General features: G+C 68.9%; 21 protein-coding genes, 1 tRNA gene, 1 pseudogene and 2 riboswitches. Of the genes and pseudogenes, 8 read left to right on the forward strand and 15 right to left on the reverse strand.

The features are described from left to right. Positions 1-671 precede the first annotated feature (671 nt). The 3 genes from ACFYZE_RS04730 to dcd all read right to left on the reverse strand — a co-directional run bounded on the left by ACFYZE_RS04730 (position 672) and on the right by dcd (position 2,101). Entirely contained in the window at positions 672-803 is a 132-nt protein-coding gene (locus ACFYZE_RS04730) for a hypothetical protein (RefSeq protein ID WP_388988561.1), read from the reverse strand. Between the two features lie 202 nt (positions 804-1,005). Further along, a complete protein-coding gene (locus ACFYZE_RS04735; RefSeq protein WP_388988564.1) occupies positions 1,006-1,518 on the reverse strand; it encodes a phosphoribosyltransferase in 513 nt (170 codons plus the stop codon). Between the two features lie 7 nt (positions 1,519-1,525). Continuing rightward, positions 1,526-2,101, reverse strand: coding sequence for a dCTP deaminase (gene dcd, locus ACFYZE_RS04740; RefSeq protein ID WP_388988566.1), 576 nt, complete (start codon positions 2,099-2,101; stop codon positions 1,526-1,528). Positions 2,102-2,627: 526 nt separating this feature from the next. On the opposite strand from dcd, the gene ACFYZE_RS04745 reads away from it, so the two are divergent. Then, positions 2,628-2,701, forward strand: a tRNA-Gly gene (locus ACFYZE_RS04745). Between the two features lie 386 nt (positions 2,702-3,087). Here the strand turns inward: ACFYZE_RS04745 and ACFYZE_RS04750 are convergent. From ACFYZE_RS04750 to ACFYZE_RS04780, 7 genes are all read right to left on the reverse strand, one after another. Then, positions 3,088-3,531 (reverse strand): PIN domain-containing protein, encoded by a 444-nt coding sequence (locus ACFYZE_RS04750; protein WP_388988569.1) that lies wholly within the window; start codon positions 3,529-3,531, stop codon positions 3,088-3,090. Then, positions 3,528-3,794 carry a CopG family transcriptional regulator gene (locus tag ACFYZE_RS04755; RefSeq protein ID WP_388988572.1) on the reverse strand — a complete coding sequence of 89 codons (267 nt, stop codon included), beginning with the start codon at positions 3,792-3,794 and terminating at the stop codon, positions 3,528-3,530. The genes ACFYZE_RS04750 and ACFYZE_RS04755 overlap by 4 nt, the downstream gene beginning before the upstream one ends. Positions 3,795-4,097: 303 nt before the next feature. Beyond that, on the reverse strand, positions 4,098-4,766 hold the full coding sequence (locus tag ACFYZE_RS04760; RefSeq protein WP_388988574.1) for a potassium-transporting ATPase subunit C: 669 nt from the start codon (positions 4,764-4,766) through the stop codon (positions 4,098-4,100). A gap of 5 nt (positions 4,767-4,771) precedes the next feature. After that, complete coding sequence (gene kdpB, locus ACFYZE_RS04765; protein WP_388988577.1) at positions 4,772-6,910, reverse strand: potassium-transporting ATPase subunit KdpB; 2,139 nt, start codon at positions 6,908-6,910, stop codon at positions 4,772-4,774. Beyond that, positions 6,907-8,571, reverse strand: coding sequence for a potassium-transporting ATPase subunit KdpA (gene kdpA, locus ACFYZE_RS04770; RefSeq protein WP_388988581.1), 1,665 nt, complete (start codon positions 8,569-8,571; stop codon positions 6,907-6,909). Before kdpA ends, kdpB begins: the two co-directional genes overlap by 4 nt. A gap of 32 nt (positions 8,572-8,603) precedes the next feature. Continuing rightward, positions 8,604-8,693, reverse strand: a complete 90-nt coding sequence (gene kdpF / locus ACFYZE_RS04775; protein WP_067057375.1) for a K(+)-transporting ATPase subunit F — start codon at positions 8,691-8,693, stop codon at positions 8,604-8,606. After that, positions 8,690-8,866 carry a hypothetical protein gene (locus ACFYZE_RS04780; RefSeq protein ID WP_388988584.1) on the reverse strand — a complete coding sequence of 59 codons (177 nt, stop codon included), beginning with the start codon at positions 8,864-8,866 and terminating at the stop codon, positions 8,690-8,692. The genes kdpF and ACFYZE_RS04780 overlap by 4 nt, the downstream gene beginning before the upstream one ends. 497 nt (positions 8,867-9,363) lie before the next feature. On the opposite strand from ACFYZE_RS04780, the gene ACFYZE_RS04785 reads away from it, so the two are divergent. The 3 genes from ACFYZE_RS04785 to ACFYZE_RS04795 all read left to right on the forward strand — a co-directional run bounded on the left by ACFYZE_RS04785 (position 9,364) and on the right by ACFYZE_RS04795 (position 11,608). Beyond that, entirely contained in the window at positions 9,364-10,566 is a 1,203-nt protein-coding gene (locus ACFYZE_RS04785) for a cytochrome P450 (protein WP_388988587.1), read from the forward strand. After that, on the forward strand, positions 10,563-10,784 hold the full coding sequence (locus ACFYZE_RS04790) for a ferredoxin (protein WP_388988590.1): 222 nt from the start codon (positions 10,563-10,565) through the stop codon (positions 10,782-10,784). The genes ACFYZE_RS04785 and ACFYZE_RS04790 overlap by 4 nt, the downstream gene beginning before the upstream one ends. A 305-nt stretch (positions 10,785-11,089) precedes the next feature. Further along, the gene (locus ACFYZE_RS04795; RefSeq protein ID WP_388988593.1) at positions 11,090-11,608 is read left to right on the forward strand and encodes a hypothetical protein; all 519 of its coding nucleotides are present in this window, start codon (positions 11,090-11,092) and stop codon (positions 11,606-11,608) included. Positions 11,609-11,714: 106 nt separating this feature from the next. On the opposite strand, the gene ACFYZE_RS04800 is transcribed toward ACFYZE_RS04795, so the two are convergent. Further along, entirely contained in the window at positions 11,715-12,482 is a 768-nt protein-coding gene (locus tag ACFYZE_RS04800; RefSeq protein ID WP_388988596.1) for a CbtA family protein, read from the reverse strand. A 24-nt stretch (positions 12,483-12,506) separates the two neighbouring features. After that, positions 12,507-12,728: a CbtB domain-containing protein gene (locus ACFYZE_RS04805; RefSeq protein ID WP_388988599.1), complete on the reverse strand. Its 222-nt coding sequence runs from the start codon at positions 12,726-12,728 to the stop codon at positions 12,507-12,509. 34 nt (positions 12,729-12,762) lie between these two features. Beyond that, positions 12,763-12,919, reverse strand: a riboswitch (cobalamin riboswitch). 93 nt (positions 12,920-13,012) lie between these two features. On the opposite strand from ACFYZE_RS04805, the gene ACFYZE_RS04810 reads away from it, so the two are divergent. Next, complete coding sequence (locus tag ACFYZE_RS04810; RefSeq protein WP_388988602.1) at positions 13,013-13,594, forward strand: histidine phosphatase family protein; 582 nt, start codon at positions 13,013-13,015, stop codon at positions 13,592-13,594. 168 nt (positions 13,595-13,762) lie between these two features. Here ACFYZE_RS04810 and ACFYZE_RS04815 read toward each other — a convergent pair whose 3' ends face one another. Together ACFYZE_RS04815 and ACFYZE_RS04820 are read right to left on the reverse strand one after the other, a co-directional pair. Beyond that, complete coding sequence (locus tag ACFYZE_RS04815) at positions 13,763-15,721, reverse strand: hypothetical protein (RefSeq protein ID WP_388988605.1); 1,959 nt, start codon at positions 15,719-15,721, stop codon at positions 13,763-13,765. A 200-nt stretch (positions 15,722-15,921) separates the two neighbouring features. After that, positions 15,922-16,065, reverse strand: coding sequence for a hypothetical protein (locus tag ACFYZE_RS04820; RefSeq protein WP_388988607.1), 144 nt, complete (start codon positions 16,063-16,065; stop codon positions 15,922-15,924). Between the two features lie 763 nt (positions 16,066-16,828). Here ACFYZE_RS04820 and ACFYZE_RS04825 point away from each other — a divergent pair. Further along, positions 16,829-17,119, forward strand: coding sequence for a hypothetical protein (locus ACFYZE_RS04825; protein ID WP_388988610.1), 291 nt, complete (start codon positions 16,829-16,831; stop codon positions 17,117-17,119). A 253-nt stretch (positions 17,120-17,372) separates the two neighbouring features. Here ACFYZE_RS04825 and ACFYZE_RS04830 read toward each other — a convergent pair. Then, positions 17,373-17,708 (reverse strand): annotated as a pseudogene (locus ACFYZE_RS04830) (ArsR/SmtB family transcription factor); the annotation flags it as partial. A 79-nt stretch (positions 17,709-17,787) separates the two neighbouring features. Further along, positions 17,788-18,013, forward strand: a riboswitch (cobalamin riboswitch). A 26-nt stretch (positions 18,014-18,039) separates the two neighbouring features. On the opposite strand from ACFYZE_RS04830, the gene ACFYZE_RS04835 reads away from it, so the two are divergent. Then, a complete protein-coding gene (locus tag ACFYZE_RS04835; protein ID WP_388988613.1) occupies positions 18,040-19,149 on the forward strand; it encodes a HoxN/HupN/NixA family nickel/cobalt transporter in 1,110 nt (369 codons plus the stop codon). A 438-nt stretch (positions 19,150-19,587) separates the two neighbouring features. Next, positions 19,588-20,640, forward strand: a complete 1,053-nt coding sequence (locus ACFYZE_RS04840) for a metallophosphoesterase (protein ID WP_388988616.1) — start codon at positions 19,588-19,590, stop codon at positions 20,638-20,640. Positions 20,641-20,739 lie beyond the last annotated feature (99 nt).

Genomic DNA, 20,739 nt, shown 5'->3' on the forward strand with positions numbered 1-20,739 from the left:
CGCGCGCTGCGCCGACGCGCGCCCACGTGTGGATAGGGCCGATGGCCATGAGTCGATCACCGCATAGAGCGGCCCGCGGTCAAGGCAATGCCTTCGGCGGGGGATCGGCCGGCACCGGGATGGAGGGGGCGCCGCCGCCGACCGCGGGTCCGTCGTGGCGGATGCTGGGGGCTCCCATCCCGTACACCATCGACCCAGGCAGAGCCGAGCAGACGCGGCCCCTGGCGTCCAGGTCGTTCGTACAGTGGCGCGCTCCACCTGGACGCCAGGGACCACGCCTGCTCCACGGTGTGTGGGTCGACGGCGTACGGGATGGGAGCTGGGGAGAGTGGTGAGCTGCAGGTGGGGGGGCGGGTGGGGCTCGTAAGCAGAAGCGTGATACCGCTTGACAAGGCCTTTCGAACAACCCGTAATCCTGTGAGGCTCAGATGGGACCAGCGGGGACTGGGCAGCTATAGTCGAGACGACCCGACGTGAAACTGCACACCACGTCAATGGTCATGATGTGGCGCCTCAAGGTTTGGCTCTACGCAACATGAGCCCGGATCCTGGCGGCAACCAGGACCGGGCCCATGCGTGGAGTCGTTAAGCGGGTCCGGCCGAGTACACAACGGCCGGGCTCGCTTTGCTTTGCCCTGCCTTCGTCCGGTGCACCACTCAACGTCGGCGCGCTAGCGCGCCAGCTGCTCCACACAGCCTGCGACTGCCGTGATCGCCGTGAGGATCGCGATCAGTATCTCGGCCCTCGTGGGGACCCGGCGCTGATCACGGTCCGGCTCTTCCGGCTTTCGCAGTTCTGCCATGTCACACTTCCAGTTCGGTCGTGCTCAACCCCTGGCTTGCTGGGGTCTTCGGCTCTCAAGTCCGAAGCTCGGATGGACCGGAAGTGGACGGCAGTCAGCATATCGGTCGGCACTGACACTCACGGGGTCGATCACTGACCGGCGTCAACAACTACGAGACGCAACGCCACTGTCTCTCCGCGTGATGCCGACCCGGAGCCCTCTATAGCGCCTCCTTGTTCAGCTTGGCCGCTTCCCCCGACTTATGTACTGGAGGCAAGACGCTCCACGGGAAGTTGATCCACTCATCGGTCCGCTTCCACACGTACTCGCACTTCACCAGCGACTGGGACTTCTCGTAGATCACCGCGGAGCGGACCTCGGCGACGGTCTCCACGCAGAAGTCGTGCACGAGTTTCAGCGTCTTGCCGGTGTCGGCCACGTCGTCGGCGATCAGGACCTTCTTGTCGGTGAAGTCGATCGCGTTGGGGACCGGGGCGAGCATCACCGGCATGTCGAGCGTGGTGCCCACGCCGGTGTAGAACTCCACGTTGACCAGATGGATGTTCTTGCAGTCCAGGGCGTACGCGAGTCCGCCGGCCACGAACACTCCGCCGCGCGCGATGCTGAGCACGATGTCGGGCTCGTAGCCGTCGTCGGCGATGGTCTGGGCGAGTTCCCGGACGGCGCGTCCGAAGTCCTCGTAGGTCAGGTTCTCTCGTGCCTCGCTCGTCATGTCTCGCTCACACCTGTGTCCGGTGGAAGTTCAGGAAGGAACGGGACGGCGTGGGACCGCGCTGGCCCTGGTAGCGCGAACCGTACCGCTCGCTGCCGTAGGGGAACTCGGCCGGCGAGCTCAGCCGGAACATGCACAGCTGCCCGATCTTCATGCCCGGCCAGAGCTTGATCGGAAGGGTGGCGAGGTTGGACAGCTCGAGCGTGACGTGCCCGGAGAAGCCGGGGTCGATGAACCCGGCGGTGGAGTGGGTGACGAGCCCGAGCCGTCCGAGGGAGCTCTTGCCCTCGAGCCGCGAAGCGAGATCGTCGGGCAGGGTGATGACCTCGTAGGTCGAGGCCAGCACGAACTCCCCGGGATGCAGGATGAACGGCTCGTCGCCCTCGGGCTCGACGAGCCGCGTGAGGTCGATCTGCTCGATGGAGGGGTCGATGTGGGGGTACCTGTGGTTCTCGAACACCCGGAAGTAGCGGTCGAGCCGCACATCGATGCTCGAGGGCTGCACCATGGTCGGATCGAACGGATCGATCAGGACCCGCCCCTTGTCGATCTCGGTCCGGATGTCCTTGTCTGAGAGAAGCACGCCCTGAGAATACGCAAGGCGCGCGGAGCCGCCACAATCGCGGCGACTCCGCGCGCCCGAACCGCTGGCCGCTACGGCCTCTCCGCTCCCGCCACTACTGCTTCTGCAAGGTCACCGGCACCGCGCTGCGGAGCCGGGCGCAGCGGGGACACCGGACGAGCCGGCCGGGGCCGAGGCGCTCGGCCTGCTGCATCGGGAACGAAGCGGTGCTGAACACGTGCCCTTCGGCACAACGGACGACGGTGCGCTCCATCAAGTCCTCAGAGTCCCTTCCCCAAGAGGCTTCGTCTCACTGCCGTGACGGACGACGAAAGCCACATTACGGGATGAAAGGGACGGCCCTCCAGGCGGCACTCCGACCGCGCACAACCCCACCGCTCCCCACCACCGTACGCCCCAACTCCGGTTCCCCGCCGCCGCATCCACACCCCGGAACGACACCGGACCCCCAGGGCGCGAGCACCGGGGGTCCGGGATGAGGTACAGTGAGCAGCGTTCCGGGACCGGATCTCCGGTCGGGACTTACGCGGGTGTAGTTTAATGGTAGAACATCAGCTTCCCAAGCTGAGAGCGCGAGTTCGATTCTCGTCACCCGCTCCACGGCAAACCCCCGGGTCAGAGACCCGGGGGTTGTTTGTTGTCTAAACCGGTGGGCGGGATGCGCACCACAGATTCCGGCACGCAACCGGTCGTAGTGCGGACGAACACGGATGTGGTGTGCGGCGAGTTGATCCAGGCAGACCGGCGTCACGTGGAGATCAGGTCCGAGGCGGACGGCAAAGTCTCCACGCCATGGACCGCCGTGGTGCGCGTGAAACCTGGCAAGACCTGCGATGGAGTCCCGTAGCGTACTGCCGTGGACGCATGACTTGCGTAGGTCACGTCCGCGGGAGCGGTGTATCGACACCACCCGATGATCTCCGGCCAGCCCCGTCCTTGGCGGTGGCCACGTCCAGGCCGGGCACTTGGCGGCCGAGGGTCCTGCGTCAGAGCGGGAGGTCGTCGGGAAGCACCCTGAACGCCTTGTGACGGCCCAACGGGCGTACGGCCCGGAAGTCTCGTCGGTCGAGGGTGAGAATCGCGTCCGTGTCGTAATCGGCGGCAAGTGCCACGTTCACCGCGTCGGCGAGGTCGAGGTCCAGCGCGCGGTAGCGGACACGGACGGATTGGGCGGCGCCCAGGTGGTCCTGCGTGATCTCCGGCAGGACGACACGACCCCGGCTCATCCAGCGCCGCAGGTCGTCGACCGCGCTGACGGCAGCCTCCCCGCCGAGCTCACGCGTCGCCACGTGATCCAGTTCGGCCAGCAGGAGCGGGGACATGACCAGCAGGCCGGCCGCCATGATGGCCTCGTTCGCCGCCTGGTGTTCCGGATGAGCCGAGTCCAGGGCCGCCAGAAGGCCGGACGTATCGGCGATGACAATGATCACGCGGCGGATCCGGAGCCCGAGCCGGTCTCACGCCGGGCGGCCTCGGCGACCGTGTCGCGGACCTCCGACTTGGACAGCGTGCGCCCCGGCCCCTCAAACGTGCGCGAGAACAGCGGCTCGTCCCACACCCGGTTCGCCATGGCTGCAAGGTGGATGCCCTGGCGGATGATCTCGGCCTCGCTTATACCTCGGCGCTTGGCGGCCTCCTTGATGATCGCCAGGTCCTCGGGGTCCGCGTAGACGTTCGTGCGCTTCATGGGCATGTACCAACCATAGTCCATGTACCGGATTGATGTATCCGCCGATTTCCCCGTTTGCCGAGGGTCGGCCGAGCACACCTCATATGCCGGGGCCATGGGCTTTTCAGCCCTCCGTAAACCCGGCCATGGTCGTCGCCGAGTTGTATCGGCACACCGTCGACGGCCTACCAGAGCACCCGGGTCATGGGTGTGGGCCCTTCCTGTCGTACGTCGGGCCGACGGCGCCGGGACCATCGCGGTCGGTGGGAGCCGGCGGATCTCGGGGATTCCCGGTCCGTCGGCTCCCGTTGGGGTCGCGTAAGGCCGTCAGCGCTTGGCCACGAGGTCCTTGAGCGCGATGTTGAGCTCCAGGACGTTCACGCGGGGCTCGCCCATGAAGCCGAGGGTGCGGCCCTCGGTGTGGTCCTTCACCAGCCTTTCCACCTTGGCCACGGACAGGCCGTTCTCCGCGGCGACCCGGTGGACTTGGAGTTCCGCGTACTGCGGGGAGATGTCCGGGTCCAGGCCGGAGCCGGAGGACGTCACCGCGTCGGCGGGGACCTCGGACGGCTTGACCGTGTAGCCGGGCACCGAGTTGTCCTTGACGACGGCTGCCTTGGCGTCCTCGACCTGCTTGATGAGCACCTTGCTGTCGGCGGAGAGGTTGGTGGCGCCGGACAGGACCAGCTTGTACTGCGTGTTCACGCTGTTGGTGCCGAGGCCGTCGGCCGGACGGCCCTGGAACCACTTCAGGTCGGCGTCCGGGGTCTGCTGCCCCTTCTTCAGCGGCAGGTTGTACGGCTGCCCGATCAGGGACGAGCCGACGACCTTGCCGTCCGCCTCGATCTCCGAGCCGTTCGCCTTGCCGCTGAACAGCCCCTGGGCGATGCCGGTGATCACCAGCGGGTAGATGACGCCCGTCACCAGGGTCAGCACGAGGAGAGCGCGCAGGCCCGCCCAGAGCAACCTGGCCGTGTTGGTTACCGAGTTGTTCATGGCGATCAGCCGATTCCGGGGATGAGGGAGATGAGCATGTCGATGATCTTGATGCCGATGAAGGGCGCGATCAGGCCGCCGATTCCGTAGATGCCCAGGTTGCGGCGCAGCATCCTGTCCGCGCTCATCGGCCGGTAGCGCACGCCCTTCAGGGACAGCGGCACCAACGCAATGATGATCAATGCGTTGAAGACGACCGCCGACAGGATCGCGGAGTCCGGCGAGGCCAGGTGCATGATGTTGAGCTTGTCCAGGCCCGGGTAGACCGCCGCGAACAGCGCCGGGATGATCGCGAAGTACTTCGCGACGTCGTTGGCGATGGAGAACGTCGTCAGCGCACCCCGGGTGATCAGCAGTTGCTTGCCGATCTCGACGATCTCGATCAGCTTGGTCGGATTGGAGTCGAGGTCGACCATGTTGCCGGCCTCCTTGGCGGCCGACGTCCCGGTGTTCATCGCCACGCCGACGTCCGCCTGCGCCAGTGCCGGGGCGTCGTTGGTGCCGTCGCCGGTCATCGCGACCAGCTTGCCGCCCGCCTGCTCCCGCTTGATGAGGGCCATCTTGTCCTCGGGGGTGGCCTCGGCGAGGAAGTCGTCGACACCTGCCTCCTCGGCGATCGCCTTCGCCGTCAGCGGGTTGTCACCGGTGATCATGACGGTCTTGATGCCCATGCGGCGCAGTTCGTCGAACCGCTCCCGCATGCCCTCCTTGACGACGTCCTTGAGGTGGATGACACCCAGCACGCGCGCGCCCTCGACGTCGTGGACGGCGACCAGCAGCGGGGTGCCGCCCGACTCCGAGATGCGGTCCACGATCCCGCCGGCGTCCTCGGCGACGGTGCCGCCCTGCTCCTCGACCCAGGCGATGACCGAACCGGCCGCGCCCTTGCGGATCTTACGGCCGTCGACGTCCACACCCGACATGCGGGTCTGGGCGGTGAACGCGATCCACTCCGCGCCCGTCAGCTCGCCCTGGTGCCGCTCGCGCAGCCCGTACTTCTCCTTCGCCAATACGACGACGGAGCGGCCCTCGGGAGTCTCGTCGGCCAGCGAGGACAGCTGGGCGGCGTCCGCGACCTCGGCCTCCGCGGTGCCGCGTACCGGCACGAACTCGGCCGCCCGGCGGTTGCCGAGGGTGATGGTGCCGGTCTTGTCGAGCAGCAGGGTCGACACGTCACCGGCGGCCTCCACCGCGCGGCCCGACATGGCGAGGACGTTGCGCTGGACCAGGCGGTCCATGCCCGCGATGCCGATCGCCGACAGCAGTGCCCCGATCGTCGTCGGGATGAGGCAGACCAGCAGCGCCACCAGCACGACCATCGTCAGGTGGGTTCCCGCGTAGGTCGCGAACGGCGGCAGCGTGGCGCACGCCAGCAGGAAGACGATCGTCAGTGACGCCAGCAGGATGTTCAGCGCGATCTCGTTCGGCGTCTTCTGCCGCGCCGCGCCCTCGACCAGGTTGATCATCCGGTCGATGAACGTCTCACCGGGCTTTGTCGTGATCTTGATGACGATGCGGTCGGAGAGGACCTTGGTGCCGCCGGTGACCGCGGAACGGTCGCCTCCGGACTCGCGGATGACGGGCGCCGACTCGCCGGTGATCGCGGACTCGTCGACGGAGGCGACGCCCTCGATGACGTCACCGTCGCCGGGGATGATGTCGCCCGCCTCGCACACGACCAGGTCACCGATCTTCAACTCGGTGCCCGGCACCTGCTCCTCGCAGGTGCCGTCCGTCTGCAGCCGGCGGGCGACGGTGTCGGTCTTGGCCTTGCGCAACGTGTCGGCCTGCGCCTTGCCACGGCCCTCGGCGACCGCCTCCGCGAGGTTGGCGAAGACGACGGTCAGCCACAGCCAGGCGCTGATCGCCCAGCCGAACCAGTCGCCCGGGTCCTTGAAGGAGAAGGCAGTCGTCAGCACGGAGCCGATCCACACCACGAACATCACGGGGGACTTGACCATCACCCGCGGGTCGAGCTTGCGGAAGGCGTCCGGCAGCGACCTGACGAGCTGCTTGGGGTCGAAGAGGCCCACGCCGACACGGCTCTCGGCAGGCTTGTGCCCGGTGGGTACGTCGCTGTGCGGCGCCCGGGTCGGAGTGGCTGTGGACATCGAGTCCTCTTGCTCGTGTGTGCGAGTGGTCATGACGCCAGCCCCTCGGCCAGCGGGCCCAGGGCGAGGGCCGGGAAGTAGGTCAGACCGGTGATGATCAGGATCGCGCCCACCAGGAGCCCGGTGAACAGCGGCTTTTCGGTGCGCAGGGTGCCCGCGGTGACCGGGACCGGCTTCTGCTCGCCGAGCGAGCCGGCCAGGGCGAGGACGAACACCATCGGCAGGAAGCGGCCGAGGATCATCGCAAGCCCCGTCATGGTGTTGTACCAGTCCGTGTTCGCGTTCAGACCGGCGAAGGCCGAACCGTTGTTGTTCGACGCGGAGGTGAAGGCGTACAGGACCTCGGAGAAGCCGTGGGCGCCGGAGTTGAGCATCGAGTGCGGCGGGGTCGGCAGCGCCATCGAGACCGCGGTGAAGACCAGTACCAGGGCCGGAGTGATGAGGATGTAGCAGGCCGCCAGCTTGATCTCGCGGGAGCCGATCTTCTTGCCCAGGTACTCCGGTGTGCGGCCGACCATGAGCCCCGCGATGAACACCGCGATCACAGCCATGATCAGCATGCCGTAGAGGCCGGAGCCGGTACCGCCGGGCGCGATCTCGCCCAGCATCATGCCGAGCATGGCGACGCCGCCACCGAGTCCGGTGAAGGAGGAGTGGAAGGAGTCCACCGCACCCGTCGAGGTCAGGGTGGTCGATGTCGCGAAGATCGACGACGAGCCGATCCCGAAGCGGACTTCCTTGCCTTCCATCGCACCGCCCGCGAGCTGCAGGGCCGGGCCGTGGTGGGCGAACTCGCTCCACATCATCAGGGCGACGAAGCCGACCCAGATGGTGGCCATGGTCGCGAGGATCGCGTAGCCCTGCTTGACCGAGCCGACCATCACGCCGAAGGTCCGGGTCAGCGAGAACGGGATCACCAGCATCAGGAAGATCTCGAAGAGGTTCGTGAAGGGATTCGGGTTCTCGAACGGGTGGGCGCTGTTGGCGTTGAAGTAGCCGCCGCCGTTCGTGCCGAACTCCTTGATGGCCTCCTGGGAGGCGACCGCGCCGCCGTTCCACTGCTGCGAGCCGCCCAGGAACCGGCCGACCTCGTGGATGCCGGAGAAGTTCTGGATGACGCCGCACGCCACGAGGACGATCGCGGCGATGGCCGCGCCCGGCACCAGGATGCGGATCGTGCCCCGCACCAGGTCGGCCCAGAAGTTCCCCAGCTCACCGGTGCGCGAGCGGGCGAAGCCGCGCACCAGCGCCACGGCGACGGCTATACCGACCGCGGCGGAGACGAAGTTCTGCACGGCCAGACCGGCGGTCTGCACGACGTGGCCCATGGCCTGTTCGCCGTAGTACGACTGCCAGTTCGTGTTCGTCACGAACGACGCAGCCGTGTTGAACGCCTGCGCCGGGTCGATCGACTTGAAGCCCAGCGACAGCGGCAGGACGCCCTGGATCCGCTGGAGCAGGTAGAGGAAGAGGACACCGACCGCGGAGAAGGCGAGCAGACCGCGCAGGTAGGCCGGCCAGCGCATCTCCGCGTCCGGGTTGGCGCCGATGCCCTTGTAGATCCACTTCTCGACTCGCCAGTGCTTGTCGGAGGAGAAGACCTTGGCCATGTAGTCGCCGAGCGGGATGTAGGCGAGCGCCAGCGCTCCGATGAGAGCGAGCAGCTGGAGCGCTCCGGCAAGTACGGGACCCATGTCGCCCGCTGCGGTAGCAGCTGATGTCACCGTCAGAACCTCTCCGGGAAGATCAGGGCGAGGACGAGATAGCCCAGCAGGGCGACGGCCACGACCAGGCCGACGATGTTCTCGACGGTCACAGCTTCGTCACCCCCTTTGCGGCGAGGGCCACGAGCGCGAAGGCCGCCAGCGTGACAACGACGAAGGCCAGATCGGCCATCGTGAACTCCTGGTTTGAGGTTCGGGTGGAACAGGAACGGTTCGAGGAAACCGCTTCTCCGGCCGGATCCGGTCGTGCGTTGACGGCCCTCATACGGCGGGCGCCACAGCTTTGACGGGACTCTTACAGGCGCTGATCCATACCGGCGGACCCTGCGTGCCCGATGCCCTGGCGGGAGCTGCGCGCGGTGGCAGCCGGTCGGGACTCTCGCGATCGGCCTGGTCCTGGCCTCCGGTCGCCCTCCCCCCGTTGCGAGGGCCGTTCCGGCAACGGCCCAGGGACGGGTTCGCTGCCGGCCACCCATGGTGCGCATGTCCGCGCACCGACCGAGGCATGCGAGGCGGTCCGCGCACCGACTCCGAAGCATGCGAGGCGGTCCGATGCGTGTCCCGAGGACATGCATCCCCTACCGCCGGCATTGCCTTCGACATCACCCATTGCAACGCATCGTTGCATTCGAGGTCAGCGTCATTGCATCAATTTAGCGCTGTTTACGTGCGAGTTCGCCATTTGATGGATTGACGCAATTCTGAACGCAACGTAGCTTTCGAGCAACGTCAAAACGTAGTATCGCGAGATGAGGAATGGCCATGAGTGAGTCGCTCCACACCGTCACGACGCTGCCGACGGCGCGTCAGTCCGGCTGCCCCTTCGACCCGCCGGCAGAGCTGCTCGACGCCCGCCGGCACGGCCCCATCAGCCGCTACACCCACCCCGGCGGAAGACCCGGCTGGCTGATCACCGGATACGAGCTGGTCAGGTCGGTCCTGGCCGACTCGCGGTTCAGCTCGCGCAAGGAGCTCCTGAACGTGGGCGACTTCGAGGTTCCTCCGGCGCCGCCCGGCGAGTTCCTCCTCATGGACGAGCCGCAGCACGGGCGCTATCGCAAGCCGCTGGTGGGCAAGTTCACGGTACGGCGGATGCGGCTTCTCACCGAGCGCATCGAGCAGATCACCGCCGAATGCCTGGACGCCATGGAGAAGGCCGGGCCGCCCACGGACCTGGTGACCGCGTTCGCCAAGCCCATCCCCACCATCGTCATCTGCGAGCTGCTGGGCGTGCCCTATCAGGACCGGGGCTCCTTCCAGGAGCAGATCGACACGTTCATGGGAGGGGACACAAGCGAAGAGGAGCTGATAGCCGCCTACACCGCGACCCAGGACTACCTCGCGCAGCTGGTGGCCGCCAAGCGCGCGAACCCCACGGACGACGTGCTCAGCGAACTCACCGACAGCGATCTGACCGATGAGGAGCTGAAGGGGATCAGCCTGATCCTGCTGGCCGCCGGATTCGACACCACCGCGAACATGCTGTCCCTCGGCACGTTCGCGCTGCTGCAGAACCCGGCGCAACTGGCCGCGCTGCGCGCCGACCCCGCGCTCACCGACGCGGCCGTGGAGGAACTGCTGCGCTATCTGAGCGTCGCCAAGACGTTCATGAGGACGGCGCTCGAGGACGTCGAGCTGGGCGGCCAGACCATCGAGGCCGGCACGACGGTCGTCCTGTCGTACAACACCGCCAACCGCGACCCCGAGCGCTTCGCCGACCCGCACGTGCTCGACCTGCGGAGGCAGGACGCCGGTGGACACCTGGCCTTCAGCCACGGCATCCACCAGTGCCTGGGTCAGCAGCTGGCCCGCGTCGAGATGCGGGTCGCCTTCCGCGCGCTGGTCGACCGCTTCCCCACGCTGCGCCTTGCCGTACCGGCTGAGGAAGTCGGCCTGCGCCCGGAGACCGCGGACATCTACGGCGTGAAGAGCCTCCCGGTCACCTGGGACAAGGAGGAGTCATGAGCACGTCGCGCCTGCGCGTCGACCGCGAGCGCTGCATCGGCGCCGGGATGTGCGCCCTGACCGCCCCCGACGTCTTCGACCAGGACCCCGACGACGGCCGGGTGCTCCTGCTGCACGCCGAGCCGCCCACCGCCCATCGCGCCGCCGCACAGATGGCCGTCGGCGTCTGCCCCTCCGGGGCGATCACCCTCCAAGAGCCGGAACCCAGCGGCTCCTGATACCGGGGCGACCGCACCCGGACCGAGAACCCCGCGCCGCGCGCCGGTGCGGGGCTCTCGCGTGTACGGCACAGGTCGGGCATCTGTGCGTGTACGGCACAGGCCGGGCATCCGTGGGGCAGGTGTCACGCTTCCTGCCCGGTGGCCGTCTGCGCGAGGCGGAGGCGGCCCGGCAGCCGCGCCCGAGGGTCCATCTGGGCTGAGCCGGGGCAGGCGTCAGGATCCCGTCAAGATCGGGGTCTGCGGCGTAAGAACGGCATCAGCGACACCTGACCTCGCACACGCATCCGCCTACCGTCGGAAATATGCGCAGGAACAGTCGGCCGGGACCGGCCGGCGACCGCCACTGGCGCGGCAGCGCCCGGCTCGCGGCCGTCTGTGCCGGCGTCTTCGCCGCGCTGACCCTGTTCATCGACTGGGACGCCGGCACCCTGACCGCACCCCGCGCCCTGCTGTGGACCGCCCTGTCCGCCGCGATCTTCGCCGTGCTGCTGCCGCACCGCGTCACGGCGGGCCCCGGCTGGCTGACCGTACGCGGCCCCCTGCGCCGGCAGACCATACGGACAGACGCCCTGACGTCCGTACAGGAGTACGGCGACGTCAGCACCCACCTCGTCCTGAGGGACGCGTACGGCCACCGTCTGGAACTCGAGCCCCGCGTGCTCGCCGCCAACCCCTTCCTCTGGCACGAACTCGACACCGGCGTCCGTCGCTCTCTTGAGCGCGGGACACTCCGCCAAGGAACGCAGGTCCTGGAGCACCTGAGCCGACAGATCGACGGCGAGACGGCCCAGGCGGTCCTCAGGGCCTCCGGGCTGTCCTGATCCTCGGCGGAGCGAAGACGCCGGCTGGTTCTGCAGGAGCCGCTGCCAGGGCTTGGGGAGTTGCATCTCGGGGATCAGGACTGGCTGGGCCTGCCGAGGAGCGTCGTCAGCGGGGAACTGGAGTCGCTCCCGTACTCGCCTCCTTCAGTGCCGCCTGTTCCTCGGCCTTCGGGGCCAGCACCCTCTCGGCGAGCAGCCCGAAGACAAGCCCGAAGGCGGTCCACAGGGTCGCCTGGACGGCCAGGGCCGCCAGGCGGAACTGCCAGAGCAGGGTGGCCGAGAAGTCCTTCGGGACCTCGTTGACGGCCGGCAGGAACGCGTACGCCAGCCCGATGGCCAGGACGAAGAACGCCCCTGCGGCGACCGTGGCGTTCCAGTTGCCCAGGCGCGGCGCCAGGCGCCTGCCGACGATCACGGTGGTGATCGCCAGCAACACACTGAGCAGCATCATCAGGAAGTACAGAGCGGTGCGCTTGCCGATGGTGTCGGGGTCGCCGACGGACGGCGGGTTGGCGGGGTACTTCAGGAACGGCACGACGTACACGGCGGTCAGTCCGGCCGCCGCGAGGAGCAGCGCGCTCGCGCGCGGCCCGAAGCGGCCGATCCGACCGAGCGCGAAGCAGTACGCGAGGGCGGCGATACCGCCGAACGCGACGCCGTAGACGAGGACTCCGGTGGCCAGGCCGCCGGTGGACTGCATCGTGCGGCTGACGACTTCCATGCCGTGTTCGTGGGAGTGCGACTCTTCGTAGGCGATGGCCGAGTCGACGCGCGGCTCACCGAGGAAGTAGGCGACGACGAGGGCGAGCAGGCCCGCGGCGAGTCCCGCGAGCATGCCACGCACCAGCAGATTGCGGACGATTGCCGAGTTCACGGAACGCTCGATTTCTTCCTGTCGTCAGTGGCAGGGGAAGCCGAGCAGGTGGCGGGCGTCGTGCACCCACTCGTGCACGTCCTCGCCGGACATCACGGAGGTGGCGCCCTGCTCGGCGCCGACGAAGTAGAGCAGGACCAGCATCAGGATGCCGAAGAAGACCGCCCAGGGGACGATCGCGCCGATCGGCAGCTTGGCCGGTGCGGTGGTGGGGGTGGTGGTCGGCTGAGCGACGGACTGCGCCATGGCAGGACCTCCTGGGGAACTCGCGTCCCGTCTCGGTGGTGCACAGGACGACGGCGCGGGTCTGACTTGCCCACCACACAACGGAGATGTGTCGTGGGGGCTTACAGTGGCGCGACCGTGCCGGAATCCCACCGGCTTCCGCGATCCGTCGTCGATATCGCCGAGAAGGTACCGCGAAGCGGAGGTGCGGCCAAGGGCGCACGGGTGCTCACGGGCGCTCGCCGGGCCGTCGTCTTCTGTGAACTCCCTGTGCGAACAGGGGTGTCGATCACGAGAGTGAGCACGTGACGAACCGAGTGATGTTGATCTCACCAGCTATGAACACGTCCCTGCGGGCGGCTCGCTTCGACGACGGGTGCTCACTCGACGCGGTCGGGGCGTCGCACGCCCGCTCGGCGGCCGGCGCCCTCGCACGGGCCGGGCGAGCGCTGGTCTCCCCCACCGCGCGCTGTCGGCAGACGGCGTCCGCACTCGGCCTCGACGCCGACGACGCACCCGGACTGGCCGGCCTCGACGTGGGTCGCTGGCGCGGCCGGACGCTCGACGAGGTGGGCGCCGCCGAGCCGGAATCGGTGGCCCTGTGGCTGAGGGACCCGGCAGCCGCCCCGCACGGCGGGGAGTCGGTGCACGATCTGTGCGAGCGGGTCGGAGTCTGGCTGGACGAGGCCGCGCACGTCCCGGGCCGCACGGTCGCCGTTGTCGAGCCGGATGTCGTACGAGCCGTGACCGTCCGGGTGCTGGGGGCGCCGGAGCCGGCCTTCTGGCGGATCGACGTACCGCCGCTGACTGCGGCCGAGCTCAGTGGCCGCGCCGGACGCTGGAACCTGACACTCGGCAGACCACTCGAGCGAGCCGAGGACGACTGACCGGGACGTCTCGCGGCATCGACACCGTGCCGGCTGCCGCCCCGCTGCTCGCGCGGCCGGCAGTACCGGCACCAGCGTCGCGCCGCCGGGAAAGACCGTGGGCGGCCACCGTCGGAACGGCAGGTGCCGTTCCGGCGGGCGTGGTCTCCTCCCCGGTGGCGGCCGTTGTCATTGCGGCGCTCGCTGTTCCTGAAGCCGGGTAGGGCCGCCAACGCGGCCGGGGGTGGAGCAGGCGGTGGGGGTTGTCGAGGAGGGGCGCACTGGCAGGGGCGTGAGGGGCGTGCAGACCGGGGTGGCCAGCCCGATGAGCTCGACCAGTCCTTCGCCTCCCGTCGGCGGGATGATCCTCGCCCAGTTGTTGGCCACCCAGACGTTGCCGGAGGCGTCGATCTGAACGGCCGTGAGGTGCTGGATCGCCTCGTTCCGGAAGCCGGCGCCGGGGGACAGGACGGTGCCGCCGGTGGCGCCGAGGGGGCAGGCGGCGGTGTTCACACCGCACAGCAGTGACACGGAGGAGGCGCCGAATCCGGCAACCCACACGCGGTCCGTTCCGTCGACGGCGACCGACCAGGGGAAGACCGTCCCGGGCAGCTGATGCACGCCCGCGACCGTGCCGTTGGGCCGGATCCGGGTGATGGCGCTGCTGAAGAAGTTGGCCACCCAGGCGTTGCCCTCGGAGTCCAGCGCGAGCCCGACGGGCGCCTGGAGGGAGCTGTCGTTGATGGAGGCGATGGGCCTGAAGTCGGGTCCGATGACGGTGACGCTGCCGCCGACCTTGCCGGGGCGCTTGTTCTCCAGGATCTCGGCGAAGGAGAGGTGGCTGTTGGTGACCCAGGCCCGGCCGTAGCCGTCGATCTGGACGGCGAACGGATGGTTGAAGCCGGCGTCGGTGATGGTGATGGCCTTCGAGGGGTCGCCGTGCGGGTAGACGACGACGCTGCCCTGGCCGGGTTTGCCCTTGAGGCCGTAGGAGTTGGCGATCCACAGATTGCCGCGCTGGTCGACGGCGGTGCCCTGCGGATGGTTGAGCCCGCCGTTCTTCCACCCTGTGGGGGGCGACAGAACAGCGCCGGCGGCCGAGTACTTCGACATGACGTTGCCGCCGTAGCTGGGTATCCAGACGGAGCCGTCATGGTCGATCGCGATGCCCCACGCCCCGCCTTTCATGCCGCCGCCGCTGATGGGGCTGCCGAGGGTGGGGACGCCTGTCGGGTCCTGGACGGTGACGAAGGGGTTGGGGGTGCGGGTACCGGGCAGCCAGTTGTTGGTCGCCCAGGCGTTGCCCTGGGCGTCGAAGGCGATGCGGCCGGGAGCGTAGAGGTCGGTGGCGGTGTGGCGTAGCGCCAGGATCCAGGCCGTGGGTGGCGCGGTGAGGGCGGGGGTGAAGACGTTCGCCTCACGGGCCAGGGCGTACAGGTCGGCCGGGGACAGTGTGGGGTTGTGGGCGAGGTTCCCGACCGCCTGCACGGTGTCGGCCGCTGCCGCGCCCCCGGGTGGTGCAGCCAGCCGAAGGACCTGGTCGCAGCGCGGGTTGTCCGCCGTGCACAGGGAGATGAGGTTGGCGAGCGTGTCCAGGGTGGCGAGTGTCTGGCTGTTGGCGCTGTCGGCCGTGACCGCCGCTGCCGGCTTGCCCGTCACCGGGTCGGCGAGGGTGAAGGATGTCGCCGCGGCGTTCTGCAGCCCCGGGCTCGGCCCGGTGATGCCGCGCTGGTCGCTGAACTGGGCCAGGGCGTACGTCGTGGCGACCGTTGTCAGTTCGTTGACCGTCACCGTGTTCACAGTCCGCTGGGGTACGCCGCCGCCGGCGCCCACACCGACGACCGAGCGCAGCCGGAACCTGCGTGTGGCCGCCGAAGCCGCCTCGACGTACACGACTGCGTCGGCGGGCTCGGCATGGGCGATGGTGAAGGAGCCGCTCGCGTCGGTCGTCGCGCGGCCCAGCTCCCTGACTCCTGACCGCGATCCGGCCAAGAGCCTCACCTGCACACCGCGCAGCGGTTGTCCCGCGCCGACGACCGTGCCGTGCAACGGGCCCGGTACGGCATCGGGCGACGCCGCGGGGGTGCTCACCGTCCCCAGGGCGAGGGCGGCCGAGGCCGCTGCCGCGGCGGCCGCCGCCCACGACACGGGGCCCATCCGTCTTCGTGCGCGGCTCACATTCGCGAAGACCGACCTGCCGGGATGTATGCCTGGGATACGCATCATGTGGAAACCGTTCACCGTAGGGAGTCGGACTGGTTCGCGGAGCCGGAAGGGGGGGTTGTGGTCATCGACGACTCCGGTGACAGCCGGGGACGGCGCCGGTCCGTCGTGCTGGTGGACGGGGCTCAGGTCTCCTCGGTCTCAGCCGGGCCGGGGCCGCGTGTGCCCTGCAGCGGACCCTTCGGGATGTCGCCGGGCGAACTCTTGCGGAAGAGCTCCACCAGCCCGGCGTCGCCGGCCTTGAGCAGATCCGTCTCAGTGAGTGCCACGGTCGTCCTCCTAACGGCCGTCAACCGTCCCTCGGGCTCACCGCTGCCACGCTCCCGACTCCGTCGATGGCGGCCGGTCAGGGACATGCGCAGCTCGGGTGGCGCAACAGCGGTACTGCGGCTGCCCGTCGGCGCTCGCGTGGCTTCCCGCCCCTGCACGCGAAGCGGGCCTGCGCACGAACCAACCTCGATGTGCGATCCAGCTGCCAACCCCACCCTGGATCCCGCAGACGCGAACCACCACTGTTGCTGCACCGAACGGGAAGACGTTTAGAGTTCCTAACGAAACATGGCGGCCTCGCCGGTACGGGCGTTCCGGCAGCCAGCCGCCGTCGCCGCTCATCAGCAGGTGGCCAACTGAAGCACCGAAGTCACAGGTGCACAGAAACGTGGGCGGCGCTTACCTGGCGATCCAGGACGACGGCGACGTCGTCATCCACGACAGCGCCTCCCAGCCCGTCTGGGAAACCCACACCGACGGCTGACACGCACAGAATCCTCCTTGCCGGTCTGCCCGGTGAGGATCCTGGGTCTTTAGCGCCGAAGTGGCCGACTGGAGGACTCGATGGCCAACTGACGCGCTCAGTCACAGTTTGCCGTCGCCGCGAGCGGCAACGCGAAGCCCATGAATCAATCGAACAGCGGCACGAATCGAGATTCCGCATCCAAGCGAAGTGCATCTGCCAAGGCCCGGCGGGCTACGGAGAAGGCGACTGCTCCCGCATCGCAGGCGGCGGACACGGCAGTCGAAAAGTCCGGTGACGTGGCGTCAATAGCCCTGGACGCGGCCGAGCGTACGGCCGGGACGGGCAGTGCCGTCGTGCACAGCGCAGCCGGGCGTGTCCAAGCCGGCCGTCAGGCCGTCACCGCTGCCTCGGGGAAGGCCGTGGTCTTCGCCAAGACGGCATGGACGTCGATCGCCCATCGAAAGCTCCTCGCCGCCGGCGTGAGTGCGGGCTTGTCCGCGTTTGGTGCCACCTCGTACCTGGCGGGTCGCCGTGCGGGGCGCCGCACGCACGGTCCGATCACCCGTCTGACCGGCGGGCGGATCTGATGGTGACCTTCGACGTCGATGCAGGACGTCTTGGCGTCGTCCCCGTCGGTGCTACATCCGCTCGCTGAACGCGGGCCGAGCGAGCTTCGCGTGCAGCCTTGGGTATCGCTGTCCGAGGCTCGCCGCGAACGCTCGCAGCCTCGGGGCCTCACCGTCGTCCTGGGCCACTCGCTCCTCCTGCCGGTTTCCGCTCAACCGCGGTGGCCCCCTGGGACAGTGGGCCACCCGCGCCGGCGTCTTGCGCCATGCAGAGCTTCAGCAGCGCGGACATAGGGCCGTCAACGAGCCGGTAGCGCACGATCCGGCCGTCCTTCTCGCCCTCGACGACGCCGGCGGTCCGCAAGAGGCGCAGGGCCTGGGACACGGCGGTGTCCCGCATCCCGGTGGCGACGGCGAGGTCGGAGACGGCGATGGGGCCCGCCTCATGGAGGGCGAGCAGCAGGGACAGGCGTCCGGGATCGGAGAGCAGGGAGAAGCGGTCGGCCCAGGCGCGTACGCGTTCGGGATCGCCGACGGCGGCGATGGCGTCGCAGACCCGATGGCCGTCGATGGTCCGCCGCCCGGCGTGTTCCGCGGGGACGAGATGCATGGACGCATCATCGCAGTCCCCGGCGTCGACCTCCATACCTGATCAGTTGTGCAGCCTTGCACGCGTTACCCGCGGCCTTCTAGGGTGAGCGGGCCGTGGTGTTCGGGAAGACCGGTGACAGCCCCAAGGGGCTCAGTCCGGAGCGGCCCTCGCCACTGTGATCGGGAAGTTCCCGCCCCACGCATGCCACTGGCCATACGGCCGGGAAGGCAGGGGCGGGCGCGTCGACCCTCCCCCACTCTCGACTTCGCTCGAGCGGGAGGCGCCCCCATGCCAGGAGACCGGCCACGGCATCACGAAACTGATCCACGAGGTGCTGGAGCGTGACCGTATGACCGTGGCCCGAGGCGTGCCCGAAACCGCCGCCACCCCGTCCTTCCGCTGGCGCCGCGAGGACACCGTCCGAACCGCCGGCCTGCTGGCCGTGATCGTCGCTCTGCACGTGGTCGCGTTCGGGATCCTGTTTCTGCTCGTGATACCTCGTCACTACGAGGTCGGCACCAAAGCGTTCGGCGTCGGCCTGGGCATCACGGCCTACACCCTCGGCATGCGGCACGCCTTCGACGCCGACCACATCGCCGCCATCGACAACACCACCCGCAAGCTGATGGCGGACGGCCGGCGACCGGTGTCGGTCGGCTTCTGGTTCGCGCTGGGGCACTCGGGCGTGGTGGTCGTCATGGCCGCACTGGTCGCCGGGGGCGCGAAGCTCGCCGGCACCCTGATGAACGACGACTCGCGAACACACCAAGTCCTCGGCACGGTGGGCACCACGGTCTCCGGCAGCTTTCTGTACCTCATCGCCGCTCTCAACCTGGTGGCGCTGTTCGGCATCATGCGCGTCTTCAAGGCGATGCGGGCCGGACGGTACGACGAGGCGGAGCTGGAGGCGCACCTCGACTCGCGCGGCTTCATGAACCGGCTCCTGGGCCGGTTCACCAAGTCCGTCCGCCGCCCGGGCCAGATGTTCCCGCTCGGCTTCCTGTTCGGGATCGGCTTCGACACCTCGACCGAGGTCCTGCTCCTCGCGCTGGCCGGCAACGGCGCCGCCGCCGGGCTGCCGTGGTACGCGGTCCTGTGCCTGCCCCTCCTCTTCGCGGCGGGCATGAGCCTGTTCGACACTCTCGACGGCACGTTCATGAACTTCGCCTACCAGTGGGCGTTCTCCAACCCCGTTCGCAAGGTGTTCTACAACCTCACGATCACCGGCCTGTCCATCGCGGTCGCCTTCTTCGTCGGCACGATCGAACTGGTCGGCGTCCTGCACGACAAGCTCGGCCTGAGTGACGACGTCACCGGCTGGATCGCGGGCCTGAACCTGGACAGCGTCGGCTACGTCATAGTCGGCCTGTTCGTGGTCGTCTGGGCCGTGGCCATCGCCTACTGGCGCCTGGCCAAGGTCGAGGAGCGCTGGAACGCCCGTGTCGCAGAAGCCGGCTGACACCACAGCAGCCATTGCAGCGGCCGGATACTCTCCGGCAGCCGAAATGCTGATCGCGCAGGGCGTCCGGGGGCGCGCTGCGCCTCCGGGTCCCGCAGCGGACACGCCCGCCCACCCGGAGAAACGAAGGGACCGCGATCACGGGCACCCGAGTGACGCCCTCCGTGTTCAGCAGGAGCCGCTCGCCCGGGGCGAAGTCCACCCGGCACGGCTCCGGGCCCTCTCTCCGAGCGCGCCCGGCCACCGGAGCGCCGTCAAGAGTTCACCGCCCGTCCGCTCATCGACCGGCCCCGAGGCCAACCGGGAACGGCAAACTCCCCGCCGAGCCGATCATCGGCTGCCGCCCACGTCCGCCGGGAGCCGCACCGCCACCCCCCACCGGCCGCTGACCATCTGTCCCCGGCCCGCCCGGGCCGTTCGACCGTGAGGGAGAAACCGATGAGATCCTGGCGCCACGCCCTTACCGCCACCGCCGCCCTGAGCCTGCTCACGCTCGCCGTGTCCACGGGGAGCGCCTCGGCCGGCCCGCGCGCCGCCGACGCCGGCGTCACCACCGACGACACGCCGTTCACCTTCGCGGTGTTCGGCGACATGCCCTACGGCGACGCCGAGATCGCCGACTTCCCGCGCGTCATCAGTCAGATCAACGCCGATCCCGACGTCAGTTTCGTCACGCACCTCGGGGACATCAAGAACGGCTCGACGGTGTGCAGCGACGCGTATTTCCAGATGATCAAGTCGGACTTCGACCAGTTCAAGGACCCGCTGGTGTACACGGTGGGCGACAACGAGTGGACCGACTGCCACCGGCCGAACAACGGCTCCTACAACCCGCTGGAACGCCTCGCCAAGATCCGCGAGGTGTTCTTCGCCCGCCCCGGCCGGACCCTGGGCCAGAACAGCGTGCGGGTGACCTCGCAGGCCGACGAGGGCGTCCCGGAGGACGTCCGCTACACCCGCGCCGGCGTCGCGTTCGCCGCGGTCGACGTGGTGGGCAGCAACAACAGCATGGCGCCGTGGACCGGCAGGACCCAGCCCACCCCCGAGCAGGCCGCCGAGGTACTGGCCCGTACGGCGTCGGTCGTCGAGTCCATCCGCGACACCTTCGCCTCGGCCCGCCGCCACCACGACCGGGCCGTCACCCTGATGATGCAGGCCGACATGTTCGACCCCACCGTCAGCAGCCCCTCCTACGCCGACTACTACGCCTTCCAGCCGATCGTCGCCGCCATCGCCCGCGAGTCGGCCGCCTTCGACGGCCCGGTCTACCTCTTCAACGGCGACAGCCACCTCTACAACAGCGACCAGCCGCTGGCCGCCGGTTCCTCGTGGCTGTCCTTCTACCACCTGGCCGCCGCCGTGCCGAACCTGCACCGCATCACCGTCGACGGCTCCGACAACGCCAAGGACTACCTGAAGGTCACCGTCCAGCCGCACAACCCCCAGGTACTCAGCTGGACCCGGGTCCCCCTGGCCGGCTCCGGCGCCTGACACACGGGTGCGTCGGCGGCCGTCACCTGTCGGCCGCTGCTGACGCCACGGTGTTCATGGTGGGCGCCGGGCGACGAAGCCTGCGTACCGCTCGTACGG

Source organism: Streptomyces sp. NPDC001796, assembly GCF_042892355.1.
Classification (GTDB): Bacteria; Actinomycetota; Actinomycetes; order Streptomycetales; family Streptomycetaceae; genus Streptomyces.

Excerpts from the sequence above, each read along its gene's own strand:
- ACFYZE_RS04730 (WP_388988561.1), bottom strand. The coding sequence starts at position 803 with ATGGCAGAACTGCGAAAGCCGGAAGAGCCGGACCGTGATCAGCGCCGG.
- ACFYZE_RS04735 (WP_388988564.1), bottom strand. The coding sequence starts at position 1,518 with ATGACGAGCGAGGCACGAGAGAACCTGACCTACGAGGACTTCGGACGC.
- ACFYZE_RS04755 (WP_388988572.1), bottom strand. The coding sequence starts at position 3,794 with ATGCCCATGAAGCGCACGAACGTCTACGCGGACCCCGAGGACCTGGCG.
- ACFYZE_RS04760 (WP_388988574.1), bottom strand. The coding sequence starts at position 4,766 with ATGAACAACTCGGTAACCAACACGGCCAGGTTGCTCTGGGCGGGCCTG.
- kdpB (WP_388988577.1), bottom strand. The coding sequence starts at position 6,910 with ATGACCACTCGCACACACGAGCAAGAGGACTCGATGTCCACAGCCACT.
- kdpA (WP_388988581.1), bottom strand. The coding sequence starts at position 8,571 with ATGGGTCCCGTACTTGCCGGAGCGCTCCAGCTGCTCGCTCTCATCGGA.
- ACFYZE_RS04780 (WP_388988584.1), bottom strand. The coding sequence starts at position 8,866 with ATGAGGGCCGTCAACGCACGACCGGATCCGGCCGGAGAAGCGGTTTCC.
- ACFYZE_RS04785 (WP_388988587.1), top strand. The coding sequence starts at position 9,364 with ATGAGTGAGTCGCTCCACACCGTCACGACGCTGCCGACGGCGCGTCAG.
- ACFYZE_RS04790 (WP_388988590.1), top strand. The coding sequence starts at position 10,563 with ATGAGCACGTCGCGCCTGCGCGTCGACCGCGAGCGCTGCATCGGCGCC.
- ACFYZE_RS04795 (WP_388988593.1), top strand. The coding sequence starts at position 11,090 with ATGCGCAGGAACAGTCGGCCGGGACCGGCCGGCGACCGCCACTGGCGC.
- ACFYZE_RS04805 (WP_388988599.1), bottom strand. The coding sequence starts at position 12,728 with ATGGCGCAGTCCGTCGCTCAGCCGACCACCACCCCCACCACCGCACCG.
- ACFYZE_RS04835 (WP_388988613.1), top strand. The coding sequence starts at position 18,040 with ATGACCGTGGCCCGAGGCGTGCCCGAAACCGCCGCCACCCCGTCCTTC.
- ACFYZE_RS04840 (WP_388988616.1), top strand. The coding sequence starts at position 19,588 with ATGAGATCCTGGCGCCACGCCCTTACCGCCACCGCCGCCCTGAGCCTG.